Source organism: Ramlibacter lithotrophicus (assembly GCF_012184415.1).
GTDB classification, from domain to species: Bacteria; Pseudomonadota; Gammaproteobacteria; order Burkholderiales; family Burkholderiaceae_C; genus Ramlibacter; species Ramlibacter lithotrophicus.
Window position 1 is genome coordinate 538,340 of sequence record NZ_VTOX01000002.1, and the last position, 19,836, is coordinate 558,175.

General features: G+C 69.7%; 18 protein-coding genes and 1 tRNA gene. 10 read left to right on the forward strand and 9 right to left on the reverse strand.

Annotation, left to right across the window (positions count from 1 at the left end; all coding sequences use genetic code 11):
• The first annotated feature begins 46 nt into the window (after nt 1-46).
• The gene (locus RAMLITH_RS08630) at nt 47-811 is read left to right on the forward strand and encodes a sulfurtransferase (protein ID WP_168106952.1); all 765 of its coding nucleotides are present in this window, start codon (nt 47-49) and stop codon (nt 809-811) included.
• Here the strand turns inward: RAMLITH_RS08630 and RAMLITH_RS08635 are convergent.
• From RAMLITH_RS08635 to RAMLITH_RS08650, 4 genes are read right to left on the reverse strand one after another with little or no spacing between them, the layout of a single operon-like run.
• Nucleotides 784-1,677, reverse strand: coding sequence for a pirin family protein (locus tag RAMLITH_RS08635; RefSeq protein ID WP_168106953.1), 894 nt, complete (start codon nt 1,675-1,677; stop codon nt 784-786). The two genes, RAMLITH_RS08630 and RAMLITH_RS08635, sit on opposite strands and share 28 nt — an antisense overlap.
• Before the next feature lie 17 nt (nt 1,678-1,694).
• Complete coding sequence (locus RAMLITH_RS08640) at nt 1,695-2,249, reverse strand: flavodoxin family protein (RefSeq protein ID WP_168106954.1); 555 nt, start codon at nt 2,247-2,249, stop codon at nt 1,695-1,697.
• Complete coding sequence (locus tag RAMLITH_RS08645; RefSeq protein WP_168106955.1) at nt 2,246-2,692, reverse strand: DoxX family protein; 447 nt, start codon at nt 2,690-2,692, stop codon at nt 2,246-2,248. The genes RAMLITH_RS08640 and RAMLITH_RS08645 overlap by 4 nt, the downstream gene beginning before the upstream one ends.
• 30 nt (nt 2,693-2,722) lie before the next feature.
• On the reverse strand, nt 2,723-3,424 hold the full coding sequence (locus tag RAMLITH_RS08650) for a pirin family protein (RefSeq protein ID WP_168106956.1): 702 nt from the start codon (nt 3,422-3,424) through the stop codon (nt 2,723-2,725).
• A 108-nt stretch (nt 3,425-3,532) separates the two neighbouring features.
• Between RAMLITH_RS08650 and RAMLITH_RS08655 the strand changes: the two genes are divergently transcribed.
• Genes RAMLITH_RS08655 through trmB form a run of 4 tightly spaced genes read left to right on the forward strand, consistent with a single transcriptional unit; the run spans nt 3,533 to nt 7,160 of the window.
• A complete protein-coding gene (locus RAMLITH_RS08655; protein WP_168106957.1) occupies nt 3,533-4,471 on the forward strand; it encodes a LysR family transcriptional regulator in 939 nt (312 codons plus the stop codon).
• An 8-nt stretch (nt 4,472-4,479) separates the two neighbouring features.
• Nucleotides 4,480-5,532: an NAD(P)/FAD-dependent oxidoreductase gene (locus RAMLITH_RS08660; RefSeq protein ID WP_238344080.1), complete on the forward strand. Its 1,053-nt coding sequence runs from the start codon at nt 4,480-4,482 to the stop codon at nt 5,530-5,532.
• A gap of 19 nt (nt 5,533-5,551) precedes the next feature.
• The gene (gene gluQRS / locus RAMLITH_RS08665) at nt 5,552-6,436 is read left to right on the forward strand and encodes a tRNA glutamyl-Q(34) synthetase GluQRS (protein WP_168106959.1); all 885 of its coding nucleotides are present in this window, start codon (nt 5,552-5,554) and stop codon (nt 6,434-6,436) included.
• Nucleotides 6,360-7,160: a tRNA (guanosine(46)-N7)-methyltransferase TrmB gene (gene trmB / locus RAMLITH_RS08670; protein WP_168106960.1), complete on the forward strand. Its 801-nt coding sequence runs from the start codon at nt 6,360-6,362 to the stop codon at nt 7,158-7,160. The genes gluQRS and trmB overlap by 77 nt, the downstream gene beginning before the upstream one ends.
• A 36-nt stretch (nt 7,161-7,196) precedes the next feature.
• On the opposite strand, the gene alaS is transcribed toward trmB, so the two are convergent.
• The gene (gene alaS / locus RAMLITH_RS08675; RefSeq protein ID WP_168106961.1) at nt 7,197-9,821 is read right to left on the reverse strand and encodes an alanine--tRNA ligase; all 2,625 of its coding nucleotides are present in this window, start codon (nt 9,819-9,821) and stop codon (nt 7,197-7,199) included.
• A 188-nt stretch (nt 9,822-10,009) separates the two neighbouring features.
• Here alaS and RAMLITH_RS08680 point away from each other — a divergent pair, with 188 nt between their 5' ends.
• The 3 genes from RAMLITH_RS08680 to RAMLITH_RS08690 all read left to right on the forward strand — a co-directional run bounded on the left by RAMLITH_RS08680 (nt 10,010) and on the right by RAMLITH_RS08690 (nt 12,641).
• Nucleotides 10,010-11,488: an NAD-dependent succinate-semialdehyde dehydrogenase gene (locus RAMLITH_RS08680; RefSeq protein WP_168106962.1), complete on the forward strand. Its 1,479-nt coding sequence runs from the start codon at nt 10,010-10,012 to the stop codon at nt 11,486-11,488.
• A 142-nt stretch (nt 11,489-11,630) separates the two neighbouring features.
• A complete protein-coding gene (locus RAMLITH_RS08685; protein ID WP_168106963.1) occupies nt 11,631-12,446 on the forward strand; it encodes a mechanosensitive ion channel family protein in 816 nt (271 codons plus the stop codon).
• A 121-nt stretch (nt 12,447-12,567) separates the two neighbouring features.
• Nucleotides 12,568-12,641, forward strand: a tRNA-Gly gene (locus tag RAMLITH_RS08690).
• A gap of 12 nt (nt 12,642-12,653) precedes the next feature.
• Here the strand turns inward: RAMLITH_RS08690 and RAMLITH_RS08695 are convergent.
• From RAMLITH_RS08695 to RAMLITH_RS08705, 3 genes are all read right to left on the reverse strand, one after another.
• Nucleotides 12,654-12,977: a hypothetical protein gene (locus tag RAMLITH_RS08695; RefSeq protein WP_420376895.1), complete on the reverse strand. Its 324-nt coding sequence runs from the start codon at nt 12,975-12,977 to the stop codon at nt 12,654-12,656.
• A 16-nt stretch (nt 12,978-12,993) separates the two neighbouring features.
• On the reverse strand, nt 12,994-13,998 hold the full coding sequence (locus RAMLITH_RS08700; protein ID WP_202883254.1) for a Fic family protein: 1,005 nt from the start codon (nt 13,996-13,998) through the stop codon (nt 12,994-12,996).
• Between the two features lie 194 nt (nt 13,999-14,192).
• Nucleotides 14,193-14,513 (reverse strand): DUF4148 domain-containing protein, encoded by a 321-nt coding sequence (locus tag RAMLITH_RS08705; RefSeq protein ID WP_168106965.1) that lies wholly within the window; start codon nt 14,511-14,513, stop codon nt 14,193-14,195.
• Between the two features lie 263 nt (nt 14,514-14,776).
• Here RAMLITH_RS08705 and RAMLITH_RS08710 point away from each other — a divergent pair, with 263 nt between their 5' ends.
• Together RAMLITH_RS08710 and RAMLITH_RS08715 are read left to right on the forward strand one after the other, a co-directional pair.
• The gene (locus tag RAMLITH_RS08710; protein ID WP_181956331.1) at nt 14,777-15,964 is read left to right on the forward strand and encodes an MFS transporter; all 1,188 of its coding nucleotides are present in this window, start codon (nt 14,777-14,779) and stop codon (nt 15,962-15,964) included.
• A gap of 64 nt (nt 15,965-16,028) precedes the next feature.
• The gene (locus RAMLITH_RS08715) at nt 16,029-17,282 is read left to right on the forward strand and encodes an MFS transporter (protein ID WP_168106967.1); all 1,254 of its coding nucleotides are present in this window, start codon (nt 16,029-16,031) and stop codon (nt 17,280-17,282) included.
• 15 nt (nt 17,283-17,297) lie between these two features.
• On the opposite strand, the gene RAMLITH_RS08720 is transcribed toward RAMLITH_RS08715, so the two are convergent.
• Nucleotides 17,298-19,769, reverse strand: coding sequence for a penicillin acylase family protein (locus RAMLITH_RS08720; protein ID WP_168106968.1), 2,472 nt, complete (start codon nt 19,767-19,769; stop codon nt 17,298-17,300).
• Between the last annotated feature and the right edge of the window lie 67 nt (nt 19,770-19,836).

A 19,836-nucleotide genomic window follows, 5' to 3' on the forward strand; every position in this document is an offset into this window, starting at 1 on the left:
ATTGTAGAAAACGCGGCCCTCTTGACTTCACTAGAATTCGCCGCTCGTGAATTCCGTCCTGAATATTTCCGCGTACCGTTTCGTCGGCATAGCCGATCCGGCGGCGCTGCGCGGCCGGCTCGCGCAGCGCGCGGCGGCACTCGGCCTGCTCGGCACCATCCTGATCGCCGGCGAGGGCATCAACCTGTTCCTCGCCGGTGCGCCCGGGGCCGTGGCCGCCTTCCTGGAAGACCTGCGCGCCGACGCGCGGTTCGCCGGCCTCGAGGCCAAGGAGAGCCGGTCACGGCGGCAACCGTTCCGCAAGCTGCTGGTGAAGGTCAAGCGCGAGATCATCCGGATGAATCACCCGGCCATCCAGCCGGCCGCGGGCCGGGCGCCGGCGCTGGACGCGGCCACGCTCAAGCGGTGGCTCGACCAGGGATACGACGACGAAGGCCGGCCAGTCGCCATGGTTGATACGCGCAACGCATTCGAAGTCGACCACGGCACGTTCGAAGGCGCGCTGGACTGGCGGCTGCACAAGTTCAGCGAGTTCCCGGCGGCACTGCAGGCGCACGCGGGCGAACTGGCGGGCAAGGCCGTCGTGAGCTTCTGCACCGGCGGCATCCGCTGCGAGAAGGCGGCCCTCCTGATGCGCGAAACCGGGCTCGATCATGTCTGGCAGCTCGATGGCGGCATCCTGAAATATTTCGAGACCGCCGGCGCCGCGCATTTCCGGGGCCACTGCTTCGTGTTCGACGAGCGGGAGCTGCTCGACGCGACGCTCGCGCCGGCACATGGGGATCAGGACAGCGGCTCCGGCGGCTTGTAACGCGTCGCCGGCAGCGGGATGAACTCCGCTTCGCCGGGCACGCGTCCCATCCGCTGCGCCGCCCAGTCGCCGCTCGCCTGCGCTATGCGCTCAGGGCGCGACGAGACGAAGTTCCACCACAGGTGGCGCGGACCGTCGAGCGGCGCGCCGCCGATCACGACCAGGCGCGCGCCCGACGCGGCCTGGAGCTCCGCCGGCTGCGGCTGCAGCACGGCCATCGTGCCCGCGACCAGCACCTCGTCGTCCACCTGCAGATCACCCTCGACCAGGTAGACGGCGAGTTCCTCGGCCAGCACCGGCAACGACCACCGGGCGCCGGCCGGCAACGTGACGTCCAGGTAGACCGTCGCCGAGGTCGCGGGTACCGGAGAACGGGCGCCGAATGCCTCGCCGACCAGCACCCGCAGCCGCGCGTCGCCGGCGGCGACCTGCGGGATGGCGGACGCCGGAGTGTGCGAGAAGGCCGGCTCGTCGTCCTCGTGTTCGCGCGGCAGTGCGGTCCAGAGCTGCAGGCCGTGGTTGACGTAACGCTGCCCCATCAGGTGGGGTGGCCGGCGCTCGGAGTGGACGATGCCGCGCCCGGCCGTCATCCAGTTGATGGCTCCCGGCTCGATCAGCTGTTCGGTGCCCAGGCTGTCGCGGTGCATCATCGCTCCCTCGAACAGGTAGGTCACCGTGGCCAGGCCGATGTGCGGGTGCGGCCGCACGTCGTGGTCGACGCCTGGCACTTCCACCGCCGGTCCGAAGTGGTCGAAGAAGATGAATGGGCCGACGCTGCGCCGGCGCGCCGCTGGCAGCAGCCGGCGCACCAGGAAGCCCCCGCCGAGGTCCTTCTCGTGCCCGGCCAGTCGCTGGCTGATCGGCATGACGTTTCTCGTTGGCGTCAGCGCTTGAACCGCGACGCGATTTCCGCCACGCGCTGGCCGAACAGCCGCGCGGTCTCCAGGTCGCCGGCCGACATGTCGTTCACACCGCCGTCGGACGGCGACTGGGCCATCGCGCCGCTGTAGGAGACGAGGTAGTTCACGTCGTCGCGCCGCGCGGCCCTGGTGTTCGAAGGCATCAGGCCCTGGCTCACCCAGATCATCGAATGCTGCATCGCCAGCGTGAACATGGCCGTGAGCGTGGCCAGCTTGTCGCCGCTCATGCCCGAGCTGTTGGTGAAGCCGGCGGCAATCTTGTCCTTCCATTCCTGCCGGAACCACTGCTTGGACGAGGCGTCGGCGAACTTCTTGAACTGCCAGCTGACGCTGCCCATGTAGGTCGGCGAGCCGAAGATGATCGCGTCGGCGGCCTTGAGGCGCTCCCAGCCGTCCGGCGCCAGGTTGCCGTCGGCGTCGATCGCGACCAGCTGGGCCTGCGCGCCTTCGGCGACCGCTTGCGCCATCCGCTGCGTGTGGCCGTAACCGGAGTGGAAGACGACGACGACGTCGGTCATGCCGGCTTCCTCGCACGGGCCGCGTACGCGTCGCCGCGCCGGCCGTCGAGGCTCCAGCCGCCGGCGCCGAAGGCCACCACGACCAGCAGCCCGCCGACGATCGCGAGGTTCTTGTAGAAGGCCTGCTGCTGCATCATCTGCTGGGCGGCCGGCATGGCCCAGAAGTTGTGGAAGATCGGCGTGATCACGGCCACGAACACCGCCAGCCCGGCGGCGGCGAGCCGCGCCTTCCAGCCCAGGAGCAGCATCAGTCCGAGCCCGAGTTCGGCCACGATCGCGATTGCAGCCGCCGCCTCGGGCAGCGGCACGCCCTTGCTCGCGATGTAACCGGCGAGGCCGGCGAAGCCGCCGATCTTGCCCCAGCCTGCGGGAATGAACAGCAGCGCGATCAGGGCCCGGCCGGCCAGGGTCAGCGCGTCCTGCGTGGTGGTGGATGGTTGCATGAAGTCTCCTTGTGAAGTGTGAAGAAAGAATCAGCCGGCCAGCTCGAACACCAGCACCTCGGCGTCCTTGCCGTCGTCCAGGCGCACCTGCGCTTCGTCCTCGAGCATCGCGGCGTCGCCCGCGGCGAGCGGCTCGCCATTGACGCGCAGTTCACCGCGGACGAGGTGAACGTACCCCTTGCGCCCGGGCGGCAACGCCAGTTCGGCGGCCTCGCGGCCGTCGAACAGCCCCGCGTACATCCGGGCATCGGCGTGGATCAGCACCGAGCCGTCCGCGGCCTCGGGCGAGGCGACGAGCCGCAGCCGGCCGCGCTTCTGCGCTTCGGGGAAGGTCTTCTGTTCGTAGCCGGGGGCAATTCCCGTCGCGTTCGGCTCGATCCAGATCTGCAGGAAGTGGGTGGTCTCGCCCTGGGCGTGGTTGAACTCGCTGTGCTGCACGCCGGTCCCGGCACTCATGCGCTGCACGTCACCCGGTGGAATGGCCTTCACGTTGCCCAGCGTGTCCTTGTGCGCAAGGCTGCCGGCCAGCACGTAACTGATGATCTCCATGTCGCGGTGGCCATGCGTGCCGAAGCCGGTGCCGGGGGCGATGCGGTCTTCGTTGATCACGCGCAGGTTGCCGAAGCCCATGTGCCGCGGGTCGTAGTAGTTCGCGAAGGAGAAGCTGTGGAACGACTTCAGCCACCCGTGGTCGGCGTAACCGCGTTCCCCGGACTTGCGCAATGTCAGCATGTCTGTCTGCCCCGAAGTGGATGTGGCGATGGTGACCTCCGGACCGGCGCCGCGACCGGCCCGCTTTTGATGGCATCATGCAAAATAATTGAACGTCCAGACCCAGCCATGCCTGCGCCTTTTGAAGTGCTCACGCCCGAGGCGCTGTCGCTGTTGCGCACGGTGGCGCACGCCGGCAGCTTCGCCGCCGGCGCCCGCGAACTCGGGCTGGTGCCCAGCGCCGTCACCTACCGCATCCGGCAGATCGAGGACGCGCTCGACGTGCTGCTGTTCGACCGCAGTTCGCGCCAGGCGCGCTTGACGCCTGCCGGGGCCGAGCTGCTGCGGGAAGGGGCACGCCTGCTGGCCGAGATCGACGCCGTCGCGAACCGCGTCAAGCGCGTGGCGACGGGCTGGGAACCGCAGTTGACGATCGCCGTCGACACCGTCGTGTCGCTGACGGTCGTCATGGAGCTGGTGCACGTGTTCTACGAACTGGCGCCGGTCACCCGGCTGCGGCTGCGCGACGAGTCGCTGTCCGGCACGCTCGAAGCGCTCACTTCCGGGCAGGCCGACCTGGCGCTCGGCGTGGCGCTGGAGGCGAGCAACGCCGGCGGCGTGCAGAGCCGCCTGCTCGGCGAAATGCCGTTCGTCTATGCGGTCGCCCCACACCACCCGCTGGCGGCCCTGCCGGAGCCGCTGCCCGACGACCTGCTGCGACGGCACCGGGCGATCGCCGTCGCCGACTCGGTGCAGCGCGGACCCGCCCTCACGCTGGGCCTGCTGGCGGGGCAGGACGTGCTGACGGTGCCGACGATGCGGGCCAAGCTCGACGCCCAGCTGCGCGGCCTCGGCGCGGGGTTCGTGCCGCTCGCGATGGCCAGGCCCTACCTGGAGACCGGCCGCCTGGTGGCCAAGGAGACGCAGCGCGGCGCGCGGGTGGTTCGCATCAGCGCCGCGTGGCGCACCAGCAGCCATCCGGGGCGCGCCTTGCAGTGGTGGCTGGCCCAGCTGGAACGCCCCGCCACCCGGGCCGCGCTGATCGAGCAGCACCGCATGCCACAATGAAGCGCACGATGACAGCCTCCCCCAGAAAGATCGCCGTGGTCGGCGCCGGCATCGCCGGCCTCGCCTGCGCCCGCACCCTGGCACAGGCCGGGCACACCGTCACCTTGCTGGAACAGCGCGCCGCCCCTGGCGGCCGCATGGCCAGCCGGGAATCGCCCTTCGGCAGTTTCGACACGGGCGCCCAGTACTTCACCGTACGCGACCCGCGCTTCGCGCAGGCACTGGATGCCACGGGCGTGGCGCGCCAGCCGTGGAACGCCAACGCGGTCCGGGTGCTGGACGAGTACGGCCGCGTGGTCGAAGCCGCGCTGCCGTCGCAGGAGCCGCACTGGGTCGGCGTGCCGGCCATGGACGCGATCGCCGCGCATTGGCTGCGGCCGCTGGCCGCCGCCGGCTGCGTGGAGCTGGAAACCCGCGTCACGCGTATCGAGCCCGACGCGCTGGACCGCCGGCGCTGGCAGTTGCACACCGCGGGGGCGCAGGACAGCGTGCATGTCTTCTCCGGGTTCGACGCCGTGCTGCTGGCGCTGCCCCATGGCCTCGCCAGCGCCCTGCTGCGGCAGTCCGGCCTCGCCGCCCGCGCGGTCGAACGGCTCGAGCAGGTGCAGTCCGCCCCGTGCTGGACGCTGATGCTGGCGTTTCCGCAGGCGGTGCAGCCGGCGCTGGCGCACCTGGGACCGGCCTGGCACGCCGCGCACAGTACCCACCACCGCGTGGCATGGGTCGCACGCGAGTCTTCGAAACCCGGCCGCTCGCCCGTCGAGCGCTGGACGGTGCAGGCCAGCCCCGCGTGGTCGCAGGAGCATCTCGACGACGACGAGCCGCGCGTGCAGGCGAAATTGCTGAAGGCGTTCGCCGAAGTGACCGGCATCCGGGCCCAGCCCGGCTTCGCGCAGGTCCACCGCTGGCTCTCGGCGCGGACCGAACGGCCGCTCGGTGTCTCGCACCTCTGGGAGCGCAAGACGGGGATCGGGCTGTGCGGCGACTGGTGCCTGGGGTACCGGGTCGAGGACGCGTTCGTGTCGGGCCTGGAACTCGCGCTCGCGGTGCACGCGGACTGAACGCACGCGGGCCTGCTGAATGGCTTGCGCGTACGTCGGCCGTTTCGCCCCCTCGCCCACCGGCCCCTTGCACGCCGGCTCGCTGGTGGCGGCGCTCGCCAGCTGGCTGGATGCGCGGGCGCACGGCGGCCGCTGGCTGGTGCGCATCGAGGATGTCGACCAGCCGCGCTGCGTGCCCGGTGCCGACCGCCTGATCCTGCGGCAGCTCGCCGACTGCGGACTCCTTCCCGATGCGCAGCCGCTGTGGCAGTCGACGCGTTCCGCGCTCTACCAGGCGGCCCTCGACGATCTGGCGAGCGCCGGCCGCGCCTATCCCTGCGGTTGTTCGCGCAAGGACATCGAGCAGGCGCTGGCCGCGCGTGGCCGGCCGCGCGAGCGCCATGGCGAACTGGTCTATCCCGGCACCTGCCGTACCGGCCTGCATGGCCGTGAGCCCCGGGCCTGGCGCTTTCGCGTCGAGCCCGGCGTCGTGCGCTGGACGGACCGCCGGTTGGGCGCGCAACAGCAGGATGTCGAAGCGGAAGTCGGCGACTTCGTGCTGCGACGCGCCGACGGGCTCTGGGCCTATCAGCTCGCCGTGGTCGTCGACGACGCGCAGCAGGGCATCACGCAGGTCGTACGCGGCGAGGACCTCGCCGACAACACGGCCCGCCAGATCCACCTGCAGCAGGCGTTGCGATTGCCGACGCCCGGCTACCTGCACACGCCGCTGGTGCTGGGGTCCGATGGCGAGAAGCTGTCAAAACAGAACGGTGCGCAGCCGCTGGACACGAGCGAACCGCTGGCCGCGCTCAACCAGGCAGCCGCCGTGCTCGGGCTCGCGGCGCATGGCGGCTCCGTCGCCGAAGCGCTGGCGGCGTGGCAACGGCAATGGCGCGACTCCTACAATCCCGCCGGTGACTGAACCCGGCCCCACCCCCGCTCCCGAGCCCTCTTCCACTGCCGCACCTGCCGGCGTCGCCCGCCCCAGAAGCATCCGCAGCTTCGTGCTGCGCACGGGACGGATCACCACCGGACAGGCCCGTGCGCTCGCCGAACACGGCGCGAGCGTCATCCTGCCCTTCCGTCACGAGCCGCTGGACTTCGCGGCCGTGTTCGGACGCGACGCGCCAACGGTCCTGGAGATCGGCTTCGGGATGGGTGAGGCGACGGCGCAGATCGCGACGACCCTGCCCGGCACCGACTTCCTGTGCTGCGAGGTGCACGACCCGGGCGTCGGTGCCCTCGTCAAGCGGGTGCAGGACCAGCAGCTCGCCAACATCCGCATCGTGCAGCACGATGCCGTCGAAGTGCTCGAACACATGGTGCCGCCCGCGAGCCTGGCCGGCGTGCACGTCTTCTTTCCCGATCCCTGGCACAAGAAGCGCCACAACAAGCGCCGGCTGATCCAGCCGCCGCTGGTGTCCCTGCTGGCCTCGCGCCTGAAGGCCGACGGCTATCTCCACTGCGCCACCGACTGGGAGCCGTACGCGCAGCAGATGCTGAAGGTGCTGTCAGCCCAACCCGCGCTGGAGAACACGGCGGCCGGCTACGCGCCCAAGCCGGACTACCGGCCGCTCACCAAGTTCGAGAACCGCGGCCTGAAGCTGGGCCACGGAGTGTGGGATCTGGTGTTCCGCAAGAGATAGGTTTCTTGCTCCCGCCCCCTCTGGGAGAGGGAAAAGTCAGACCCGCTCCGCCACCCAGCCCTGCACCGACTGGAGGGCGCCGGCCAGCTTGCTCGCGTCCGTGCCGCCGGCCATCGCCAGGTCCGGCTTGCCGCCGCCCTTGCCGCCGACCTGCTGCGCGACGAAGTTCACCAGCTCGCCGGCCTTCACCTTGCCCATGCGATCGGCCGTGACGCCGGCCGCCAGCTGCACCTTGCCGCCGTCGACGGCCGCCAGCACGATGGCCGCGCTCTTGAGCTTGTCCTTGAGCTTGTCCATGGTCTCGCGCAAGGTCCTGGCGTCGGCGCCTTCCAGCCGGGCGGCCAGCACCTTGATGCCGTTGACATCCACCGCCTGGGCCACCAGGTCGTCGCCTTGCGAGGAGGCCAGCTTGCCTTTGAGCTGGGCGTTTTCCTTCTCCAGCGCGCGGATCTGCTCCAGCACCTGCATCACGCGGCCCTGCAGTTCCGGGACTGCGGTCTTTAACGACGCCGTCACGTTCTGCACCATCGATTCGAGCTGCTGCAGATAGGCCAGCGCGTTGGCGCCGGTCACGGCCTCGATCCGGCGGATGCCGGCGGCGACGCCGCCTTCGCCCACCACCTTGAACAGGCCGATGTCGCCGGTGCGCTGCACGTGCGTGCCGCCGCACAGCTCGCGACTGGAGCCGATGTCCAGCACCCGCACGCTGTCGCCGTACTTCTCGCCGAACAGCATCATGGCACCGGTCGCCTTGGCCGATTCGATGTCCATCACCCGCGCCTGCGTCGGCTGGTTCATCAGGATCTCGGCGTTGACGCGGGCCTCGATCTCGCGGACCTGTTCCGGGCTGACCGGCGCGTTGTGCGTGAAGTCGAAGCGGGTCTTGTCCGCGTCGACCAGGGAGCCCTTCTGCTGCACGTGGCCGCCCAGCACCTCGCGCAAGGCCTTGTGCATCAGGTGCGTGACGCTGTGGTTGCGCATGGTGGCATGACGCTTGGCCATGTCGACCTTGGCCGTGACGGCGTCGCCGACCTTCAGCACGCCGGCCGTGAGCATGCCGTGGTGGCCGAACACGTCGGCCTTGACCTTCTGGGTGTCGGCCACTTCGAACTTCGCGCGGCCGGTTTCGATCGCGCCATGGTCGCCGACCTGGCCGCCCGACTCGGCGTAGAACGGCGTCGTGTCCAGCACGACGACGCCGAGCTGGCCGGCTTCCAGTTGTTCCACCGGCGTGCCTTCGGCATAGAGCGCGACCACCCTGGCCTGCTCCTCCAGCTTCTCGTAGCCGGTGAAGACGTTGCCCGATCCGGTGTACTCCAGGCCGCGGTCCATCTTGAACTTGCCGGCGGCCCGCGCCTGCGCCTTCTGCTTGTCCATCGCCGCCGTGAAGCCGGCCTCGTCCACCGTGACGCCGCGTTCGCGGCAGACGTCGTTGGTGAGGTCCAGCGGGAAGCCGTAGGTGTCGTGCAGCTTGAAGGCCACCTCGCCCGGCAGCACCTGCTTGCCGCCGGCCAGCGCGGCGTCGAGGATCTCCATGCCGTTTTCCAGCGTCTCGTAGAAGCGCTCCTCTTCGGCCTTGAGCACGTCCATCACGCGCTGCTGGTTGTCGCGCAGGTTGGGATAGGCATCGCCCATCAGCGCGGCCAGCTCCGGCACCAGCTTGTGGAAGAACGGCGTCTTGCGGCCCAGCTTGTAGCCGTGCCGGATGGCGCGGCGGACGATGCGGCGCTGCACGTAGCCGCGCCCTTCGTTGGACGGGATGACCCCGTCGGACACCAGGAAGGCGGTGGCGCGGATGTGGTCGGCGATCACCTTCAGCGACGGATTCGCGAGGTCGGCGACGCCGGTCTCGCGCGCGGCCGCCTTGATCAGCCGGTCGAAGATGTCGATCTCGTAGTTGCTGTGGACGTGCTGCAGGATGGCGGCGAGGCGCTCCAGGCCCATGCCGGTGTCGACGCAGGGCGCTGGGAGCTTCTTCACGCTGCCGTCCGGCTGCATGTCGAACTGCATGAACACGTGGTTCCAGATCTCGATGTAGCGGTCGCCGTCCTCGTCGGGGCTGCCGGGCGGGCCGCCGGGAATGTGGGGGCCGTGGTCGTAGAAGATCTCGGAGCACGGACCGCAGGGACCCGTGTCGGCCATCATCCAGAAGTTGTCGGAGGCGTACTTGGCGCCCTTGTTGTCGCCGATGCGCACCACGCGCTCGGGCGGCAGGCCGATCTCCTTCGTCCAGATGTCGTAGGCCTCGTCATCGTCGATGTAGACCGTCGCCCAGAGACGTTCCGCGGGCAGCTTGTAGACCTGCGTGAGCAGTTCCCAGCCCCACTTGAGCGAGTCGCGCTTGAAGTAGTCGCCGAAGCTCCAGTTGCCCAGCATCTCGAAGAAGGTGTGGTGCCGCGCCGTGTAGCCCACGTTCTCCAGGTCGTTGTGCTTGCCGCCGGCGCGCAGGCAGGCCTGCACGGAAGCCGCCCGCACGTAGGGCCGCTTGTCGGTGCCCAGGAACACGTCCTTGAACTGCACCATCCCCGAGTTGGTGAACATCAGCGTGGGGTCGTTGCCTGGCACCAGCGGGCTCGAGGCGACCACGGTGTGGCCCTTGGACGCGAAGAAATCCAGGAAGGTCTTGCGGATGTCGGCGACGGTGAATTTCGGAGTGCTCATGGGGGGCTTCGGGCAGCGCGCGGCCGGGCGGCGAAAACGCGCGCAAATGCTTGATCCAGCGGAACTTTTCATTATAGGTTTTCGGCCGTTCCCGACTGCCGGCAGGGACGGCGCAACTTGCTATGCTCGATGGCTGGCTGGCGTCCCCCGCCCCGCCACCTTCTTTCGCAGCCCCGGAGATCCGCGCCATGGACATGAAGACTTCCCCCCTCTCCCTCCTCAAGGACCCCAGCCTCCTGAAGACCGACGCCCTGATCAACGGCGAGTGGGTCAAGGGGGGCGCGCGCTTCGAGGTGCACGACCCCAGCAACGGCAACAAGCTGGCCGACGTCGCCAACCTGGGCCCCAAGGAGGCCGAGGCGGCGATCGCAGCGGCCAACGCGGCGTGGCCGGCCTGGCGCAGCAAGACCGCCAAGGAGCGCAGCATCACCCTGCGCAAGTGGTACGACCTGCTGATGGCCAACCAGGAAGACCTGGGCCGCATCATGACCGCCGAACAGGGCAAGCCGTTCCCGGAGGCCAAGGGCGAGGTCGCCTACGGCGCCAGCTTCGTCGAGTGGTACGCCGAGGAAGCCAAGCGCGTCAACGGCGAAACCCTGCCGCAGTTCGACAACAACCGGCGCCTGCTGGTGCTGCGCCAGCCGATCGGTGTGTGCGCGGCCATCACGCCGTGGAACTTCCCGCTGGCCATGATCACCCGCAAGGTCGCGCCGGCGCTCGCCGCCGGCTGCCCGGTGATCATCAAGCCGGCCGAGCTGACGCCGCTCACCGCGCTGGCCACGGCTGAACTGGCGATCCGCGCCGGCATCCCGGCCGGCGTGCTGAACATGATCACGGCCGACGGCCCCAACAGCATCGCCGTCGGGAAGGTGTTCTGCGCCAGCGACGTCGTGCGCCACATCAGTTTCACCGGGTCCACGGAAGTGGGCCGGATCCTGATGGCGCAGAGCGCCCCCACCGTCAAGAAGCTCAGCCTGGAACTGGGCGGCAACGCGCCGTTCATCGTGTTCGACGATGCCGACATCGACTCCGCCGTCGAAGGCGCCATGGCGAGCAAGTACCGCAATGCCGGCCAGACCTGCGTGTGCGCCAACCGCATCTACGTCCAGGAAGGCGTGTACGACCAGTTCGTGCAGAAGTTCTCGGCCAAGGTCTCCGCGCTGAAGGTCGGCAACGGCTTCGAGGACGGCGTGGTGCAAGGTCCGCTGATCGAGGACGCGGCCGTCGAGAAGGTCGAGCGCCACGTCGCCGATGCCGTCGCCAAGGGCGGCAAGGTGGTGGTCGGCGGCACCAAGCTGCAAGGGCAGTTCTTCCAGCCCACGGTGATCGCCGACGCCACCGGCAACATGCTGTGCGCCAAGGAAGAGACCTTCGGTCCGCTGGCGCCCGTCTTCAAGTTCAAGACCGAGCAGGAAGCGATCCAGGCGGCGAACAACACCGAGTTCGGCCTGGCGAGCTACTTCTACAGCCGCGACGTGGGCCGCATCTTCCGCGTCAGCGAGGCGCTGGAATACGGCATGGTCGGCATCAACGTCGGCATCATCGCCACCGAGCACGTCCCGTTCGGCGGCGTGAAGCAGTCGGGGCTGGGCCGTGAAGGCTCCAGCCACGGAATGGAGGAATACGTGGAGATGAAGTACCTCTGCGTCGGCGACATCCTGAAGTAAGGCTGCCTCAGCCACGGCCCACCCGCCGTGGCGCGCTCCTACAGCGGGCGCCAGCGGCCGCTGACTTCTTGCTCCGGTGCCAGGCACGAGAGTGCGGGACGCGGCGGCCGCCGCGCGTCCAACACCAACACCGGAGTACCCCATGCCAGCAGAAATCACCGAATGGAGTTCTGCCCTGATGACGTCCCTGGCCGCGGCCATGGCGATGTTCTTCTCGGCCATTCCCAAAGTCCTCGGCTTCCTCGTGATCCTGGTCGCGGGCTGGTTCATCGCCAGCCTCATCGAGAAGGGCGTCGCCGCGATCCTGCGCGCGATCCGCTTCAACGAACTGGCCGCGCGAGCCGGTCTCGCCGATTTCGTCGAGAAGATGCAGATGAGCACCGACCCGGCCGGCATGATCGGCCTGGTCGTCAAGTGGTTCGTGCGGCTCATCGCCCTGGTGGTGGCGTTCGACGCGCTCGGCCTGCCGGCGGTGTCAGAGGTGCTGCAGCAGTTCCTGATGTGGCTGCCGAACCTCGTGGTCGCGCTGGTGGTGCTGGTGATCGGCGGCCTGGCCGCGCGCGCCCTGAGCAACCTGGTGCGCGGCGCCGCGTCCGAAGGCGGGCTGGGCAACGCCAACTTCCTCGCCAAGCTGGCCTCGGTGATGGTCTGGGCGTTCGCGATCGTGGTCGCCGTCAACCAGATCGGCATCGCCACCGCGCTGGTGAACACGCTCTTCATGGCCTTTGTGGGTGCCATCGCCCTGGGCGCCGGGCTCGCCTTCGGCCTCGGCGGACGGGAGACGGCGGCGGAAATCCTGCGCAAGTGGTACGGCAAGGCGCAGGAGAACAAGGGCGCCATCGTCCGCACGGCCGACGCCGTCGAGCGGCGCGCCGAAAACGCCGGCAGTTTCAGCGACGCGTCGCAGCAGTGGCGGCCGAATCCGGCGGACCGGCGCCACGACGCCGAGGGCGGCTGAGCAGTCCGCCCACCCAGGGACCGGGGACGGCGCCCCGCGGCGGCCGTCCTTTTTTCTGTCCGCGCCTCGGGCGCCGCGCCGGCAGGGGCATCCGCCGTGATGACATAATCGCGGCTGTCCCGCGGGCGTCGTTCAATGGCAGGACCTGAGCTTCCCAAGCTCAAGACGTGGGTTCGATTCCCATCGCCCGCTCCACATCCCTGTGGCTCACGGTGCCGCTGGCCCAATTACCTGACTTGGTGCGTGGCCCCTCGTACAGCTGCCCGGCCCGAGCAGGATGTCGCGCAGCCCTTCGCGCACCCGCTCAGATCCAAGCGCCTGCGTGCTCATCGTGCCGTGCGCGTCCAGTGCATCCATGATGGCGTGCAGCAGCGCGTCCCTCAGGTCGGGCGAGTTGGCGAACTGCTCCTTGCTGTTGCTGGCGGCCTGCCGCACCAGGGTCTGGTTCTCCAGCAGCTTGCCCTTGAGCACGCCATTGACGTAGACCAGCTGGTCGTCGTCGGTGAGGTCGCCCTCGAACAGGCCATTCACCTTCTGGATGATCTCGTCACGCGACGCCTCCTTCCGGCACTTCGTCGGTGAACAGCCGCACGTAGGGCTCGTAGCGAAAGCGCCGGTTGCGCGCATACCCGGTCATTTCAGCCACCACGCCCAGTTCGGCCAGGCGCGCCACCAGGTTGTTGGCCGCGGCGTAGGTGGTGCCGGTCAGGGCCCGGACGTCGGCGACCGTGACGATGGGCCGGTCGTAGAGGCTCTCCAGCACTCGGTGGCCGTTGCCCGCCGCCCGCCCCAGCCCTGCGGTGATGGCGGCGCGGTGCTGCTCGCGCAGTAGCTGGATGCGCCGCGCCGTGTCCGTCGCCTCGCCGGCAACCTCGATCACGCCGCGCAGGAAGAACGCCAGCCAGTCTTCCCACGCGCCGCGCTCGCGCACGGCCTGCAGGTGCTCGTAATACGCCTGCCGGTGCGCGCGGAAGAAGTGCGACAGGTACAGCACCGGCTTGTGCAGCACGCCGCATTCCGTCAGCAGGAAGGTGATCAGCAGACGGCCGACGCGCCCGTTGCCGTCCAGGAAGGGGTGGATGGTCTCGAACTGCACGTGCGCCAGCGCGATCTTCACCAGCGGCGGCAGCGCGCCGTCGTCATGCAGGAAGCGCTCCAGGTCGCCCAGTGCCTGCGGCACTTCCGCCGCCGGCGGCGGCACGAAGCTGGCGGTGGCCAGCGTGCAACCCGCCGGGCCGATCCAGTTCTGGCTGCGACGCAGTTCGCCGGGCTGCAACCGCCCGCCGCGTACGCCCTGCAAGAGTTGCTCGTGGATCTCCCGGATCAGCCGCACCGAAACGGGCAGTTCCGGCAGGCGGGCCAGCCCGTGCTTCATGGCCCGCACGTAGTTGACCACTTCGTCCACATCCCGCGGCATGGATTCGTCGAACAGTTCGGCTTCGGCCGCCAGCAGGTCCTGCAGCGAGCTCTGCGTGCCCTCGCATGGACTTTCCTGGCTTGAACATGGCCGCAGGAGCGCTCCATGTAATAGGCTGCGTTGATTATGGAGCACGGCAGTGGCCATATTCCAGGCAGGTGTTGCCCATCAGGCAGCGATCGTCGCCGGATGAGCAACACCTGAGCCCGGCTTCAACCGCTGCCCGCGGTCATGCCGCGACGGCAGTTCCACACCTGTAGTGTTTCGATGCTTGCACCAGCCCCCGGACGTCGATCTGGCCCACGCTGAACGGGGCAGGACGCTGAAGCTCAGTTCGGCCCGCCGTTCGCGTACGGATCCATCGTCAGCGTCGCGGCGCTGCCCATCCGCCGAACGTCCACCCGCTCGGCGCTTCGCACGGGCGCTGTTGCGGCCGCGTCGACGTAGCCACGCTCGCCAACGGACGTCTGCCCGCCGCGCTTGATGAAGCTGAAAAGCTCGCTGCGCACCTGCTCGCGAGTCAGCGTGCTCTGTGCGGGCGCCGGCACAAAGCCGATTTCCCCGTTCACCCATTGGCCGGCTTCGGCGAACGCGGCGGGCGCGGCGGCGGCTGCAATGACGAAGGCCAGGGCGGTTTGACGGAACGACATGATTCACTCCTCTGAAGACTGGGGGGAGCCCCTCGCGGGACTCGCGATGCATCCCTTGCATCACGGTTCCCACTGTAGGTTTCAGGTCACGGCAGGACGCTGACCCGGCGATTACGATTCTGAAAACCGTCCGGTCTTGCCGGGCATCTCGCGCGAGGCTCCTACACTCGGGCCATGAGAAAGTCGACGACCACCCGCGGCACGATGCGCTGCGAGCCGCACCGGCGCATCGGAGAACGGCGGCCGTGAGCACCGACGCCTCCCTGCGCGGCGTGGGCTCCCGCGATGCGAACTTCGCCATCCTGGTCTCGCTGAGCGTGTGCCACCTGCTCAATGACACGAACCAGTCGCTGCTGTCCGCGATCTACCCGGTCCTGAAGGACTCGTATCGCCTGGATTTCGTCCAGATCGGGTTCATCACCCTGGCTTTCCAGGTCACGGCCTCGATGCTGCAGCCGGTGGTGGGCATGGTCACCGACCGGCGGCCGCTGCCGTTCTCGCTGCCGGTGGGGATGGCCTCCACCCTGGCGGGGTTGCTGCTGCTGTCGGTAGCCGGCTCCTACGGCCTGATCCTGCTGGCCGCGGCGCTGATCGGCATCGGCTCCGCGGTCTTCCATCCGGAGGCGTCGCGCGTGGCGCGGATGGCGTCGGGCGGGCGCTACGGCTTCGCGCAGTCGCTGTTCCAGGTGGGCGGCAGTTCCGGCTCGGCGCTTGGGCCGCTGCTGGCGGCCTTCGTCGTCGTGCCGCACGGACAGGCGAGCATCGCGTGGTTTGCGCTGGCAGCGCTCGTCGCCATCGCGCTGCTGGCCAACGTCAGCGCGTGGTACCACCGGCACCCTTCGATCGTGCAGCCCCGCGACGGCCGGCAGGCGCCGCCCACCCGGTCTCCCCTCCCCCGTGGCCGGACCATGGTCGCCGTCGCCGTGCTGATCGCGCTGCTGTTCTCGAAGAACGTCTACACCGCGAGCCTCAGTTCGTACTACACCTTCTACCTGATCCAGAAGTTCGGCCTGTCGGTTCAGGACGCGCAGATCCTCCTGTTCGTGTTCCTCGCCGCGGTCGTGGCCGGCACCCTGGCCGGCGGCCAGATCGGGGACCGGTTCGGCCGCAAGCCGGTGATCTGGTTTTCCATCCTGGGCGCGCTGCCGTTCGCGCTGCTGCTGCCTTACGCGACGCTGTTCTGGACCGGCGTGCTGTCGGTGGTGATCGGGCTGATCCTGTCGTCGGCATTCTCCGCCATCCTGGTCTATGCGCAGGACCTGCTGCCCGGTCGGGTCGGCCTGGTCGCCGGAATCTTCTACGGCTTCTCCTTCGGGCTCGCCGGGCTGGGCGCCGCGGCGCTGGGCCACGTCGCCGACCTGACCAGCATCGAGACGGTGTACCGCGCCTGCTCCTTCCTGCCGCTCATCGGCCTGCTCACGGCCTTTCTGCCGAAGCTCGGGCGGCACTGAGCCGCATGGCACGCGGAACAACCGCCGCCGCTACACTCGGCTCCTTTCATTCTTCGTCCCCGTCTTGAAGATCTTCTACGGCTGGCGCATCGCCGCGGCGGGCGCGGGCCTCCAGTTCCTCCATGCCGGCCTGCTGCTGCAGGCCTTCGGCGCCTACGTCGCCGTGCTGTCGCAGGAGCTCGGATGGAGCAAGACGGCACTGTCCGGCGGGGCGGCCCTGCAGTCCATCGAAGGCGCGCTGCTCGGACCGGCGCTCGGCTGGATGATCGACCGCTTCGGCCCGCGGGCGATGGTGCAGACCGGCATCGTGGCGTTCGGGCTCGGCTTCATGGCGTTGAGCCAGATCGACAGCATCGGCGGCTTCTACGCCGCGGTGCTGTTGATCGCCCTGGGCGCCAGCCTGTGCGGCTACTTCCCGCTGTCGGTCACGCTGGTGCACTGGTTCGAGCGGCGCCGCGCGCGGTCACTGTCGCTCATGGGCCTGGGTTTCGCCGCGGGCGGCTTCGTGGTGCCGCTGGTGGGCTGGGCGATGCAGAGCCACGGCTGGCGCGTGACGGCCTTCGCCTCGGGCGTCATTGCCATCGTGGTCGGCTGGCCGCTGGCCCGGGTGATCCGGGGCTATCCGCAGGACGTTGGCGAAACGATAGACGGCGCGCCGGCGGCCCGCGCCGAGCCGGATGCCTCGTCCGACGAGCCGCTGCCGCGCGAATTCACGGCGCTGGAAGCCCTGCGCACCCGCGCCTTCTGGCTGCTGGGGCTGGGCCACGGGCTGGCGCTGCTGGTGGTGACGGCGGTGAACGTGCACGCCATTTCGCACATGAAGGAAGGGCTGGGCTACTCGCTGCCCCAGGCCTCGTTCGTCATCACGGTGATGACGCTGGCGCAAATGGCCGGCATGTTGCTGGGCGCGGCGATCGGCGACCGCGTCGACAAGCGCCGCGCGTCCGCCGCCTGCATGTTGATGCATGCCGTCGGCCTGTTGCTGCTGACGTACGGCACCCACCCGGCGATGATCGGCGGCTTTGCCATCCTGCACGGCGTGGCATGGGGCCTGCGCGGGCCGTTCATGCAGGCGATCCGCGCCGACTATTTCGGGCTGCAGGCGATCGGGATGATCATGGGGCTGTCGGCGTTCATCATCGCGATCGGCCAGGTCGGCGGCCCGATGATCGCCGGCGCCCTCGCCGACCTCAGCGGCAACTACCGAAGCGGCTTCACGGTGCTGGCACTGATCGCCGGCTCGGGCTCGCTGCTGTTCCTGCTGGCCAGGAAACCGCACCTCGGGGCTGCACCCGTTGCGCCGCGCGCGCCGTCTTGAACGGCGCCGGGTCCTTCAGGGCACCAACCGCGCCTGGTGCACCCAGCGGTCCGGCTGCAGCCGCAACGGCCGGTAGGCCACGGCCGCCCACTCCGCGCTCATGTCGCGGTACCTCGGGCTGAACACGAGTCCGCTCTGGCCCGTCTGGTAGATGAACACCGACGCTTCCGGATCGGCCAGGTCGTAGATCGCGCGCAGGCTGGCCGCGTGCCGGTTGGCGAACGGATTGCGCCGGTCGTTGGCCCAGTACTGCCCCACGTTCACGGTCCAGTTGTCGCCGCCGGTGGGCACCGCCACGTCGAAGAAGCGGGCCAGCGCGGCGACGTTGCCCAGCGGCCGGTGCGTCGACTGCGCCGGATGCGACTCGCCCCAGCGCCAGGCGGCCGGGTCGCGGCCCTGCTGCGCCGCGATGCGCTGGAGGGCGCGCTCCAGAGCGAGCGCCGATTGCTGCGCGCAGCCGGCCGCGCCGCACCACGCGGCAGCGGCCTGCGCGTCGCCGAGGATCGCCTCGAGCCCGGGGCGGAACGAACGCTTGCCGTACAGCGCCTCGAATCGCTCCTGCCCGAGGCGCGGCGCGATCACGCCCCGCGTGAGCTCGTCGGCCCACACCGCGACGATGAGCGGCGCCGCGCGATCGGCATCCATGCGGCCGTCGAAATCGCGCACCTGGGCCAGCGCCGCAGCCGCCAGTGGATGCTCGCTGCGCGTGCCTTGCAGCAGCGGCAGCAGGTGCAGGGCCGCGCGGGACACGAGGTCGCCCTGCACCTCCCTGACGCTGCTCGCGGTGTGCTTCGGACGCGCCGCCAGGAGCGTCTCGATGCGCTCGAAGCGTTCCGGCGTATGCCAGTCGCCGCCCAGAAAATGCGGATAGCCGGCCGGCAGGATGCGCTGGTTGGCCGTCGCGTGCCAGCCCTTGGCGGCGATGGCGGCGTGGTCGACCCGCGGGTTCTCGTCGTTGGCCAGTTCGCCGATCCAGTCGTAGCGGCGGTCCCAGCCGGGTGCCGGCGCCACCCCGCGCAGATCGTTGCCCGACGCGCGCCGCGGGGCGCGGCCGATGGCCTGATACGCCGTTCGGCCCTGCGTGTCGGCGGCCACCAGGCTCTGCATCGGCGAGTGGTAGCCGGCGAACGCGGCGAGCAACTCGTCGACGGTCTGGGCGGCGTTGGACCGCATGCCGGCCAGCACCGTCTGGTTGCCGGCATCCAGGGCGGCCCAGCGCAACGCCAGCACAAAGCGGCTGGTGTCGAGCACGCGGCCATGGCTGGCCTGCACGTCGCTCAGCACCGGGCCGTGCCGGGTGCTGCGCACGACGATCCTCTGGTCGGGCTGGCCCTTGACCTTGAGCACCTCTTCGCGCCGCGCGAAATCGGCCCAGCCGTCGGGCTTACGGTACTGCGCCGGATTGGCCGGGTTGATCTGCTCCAGGTACAGGTCCTGCACGTCCGGCCCCAGGTTGGTGAAGCCCCAGGCGACGCCGGCCGTGCGCCCGAGGACCACCGACGGCAGTCCGGGCAAGGTGGCGCCGATCACGTCCAGCGGCTTGCCGCCGGGTCCCGCCGGCGCCTGCAGGCGCGCGAAGTACCAGATCGCGGGGGCGCCGAGCCCCAGATGCGGATCGTTGGCCAGGAGCGGCTTGCCCGATTCGGTGCGGCTGCCGGCCAGCACCCAGTTGTTGGAGCCCTTGCCCAGCGGGTCGCCGAGGCCGCGGGCCCAGTCGTTGATGGCGTCGGCGTCGGCCAGCGCGAGGCGGGGTTGCTGGTGCCCCTGCTGGCTCGTCGTGCGCGCCGGCGCCTCGCCCTCGCGGTAGACGCCCAGCCCGCGGTACAGGGCGGCGAGGTCGACGTCCGTTGCCGGACGCTCGCCCGGATACGGCGGCAGCAGCTGCCACAGGGCACGCGTCTCCAGGCGCTGCACCGCCGACAGGCGGGCGAACTCGTTGCCCCAGTTGCCGCCGAGGTCCAGCGCCATCATCAGCGCCCAGCCCATGCTGTCCTGCGGCTGCCACTCGCCGGGGCTGGTGCGCAGGATGTGGAACTCGGGCGGCAGCGCCTGGCCGCCTTCGGCATGGAAGGCGTTGATGCCGCGGGCATAGGCCTGCAGCAGCAGCTTCGCATCCGCCGGCAGGCGCTCCCACTGCGCCTGCGCCGCATGCCGGATGCCGAGGGTGCGCATCAGCTTGTCGGTCTCCAGGGTCGCCGGCCCCAGCACCTCGCTCAGTTCGCCGCGCAGCAGCCGGCGGTTGAATTCGAGTTGCCAGCCGCGCTCCTGGGCATGCACCCAGCCGATCGCGAACGAGGCATCGGCGAGGCTGGACGCCTGGATGTGGGTTACGTCGCTGGCGTCGCGCCGGACGTGGACGGGCGCGCCCAGGCCGGTCGCGCGCATCTCGCCGTCCAGTTGCGGAAAGCTGCGCCAGACGTACCAGGCGGCGGCCAGGACCAGCAGCAGCAGGAGGGCGGAAAGGACGGCCAGCGATTTGCGAAGCATCGTGCTCGGGTGTGTCGGCGGCGCGGCAGGCGCCAATCGCACGATGGTACGCGGCGATCGGCCGCGG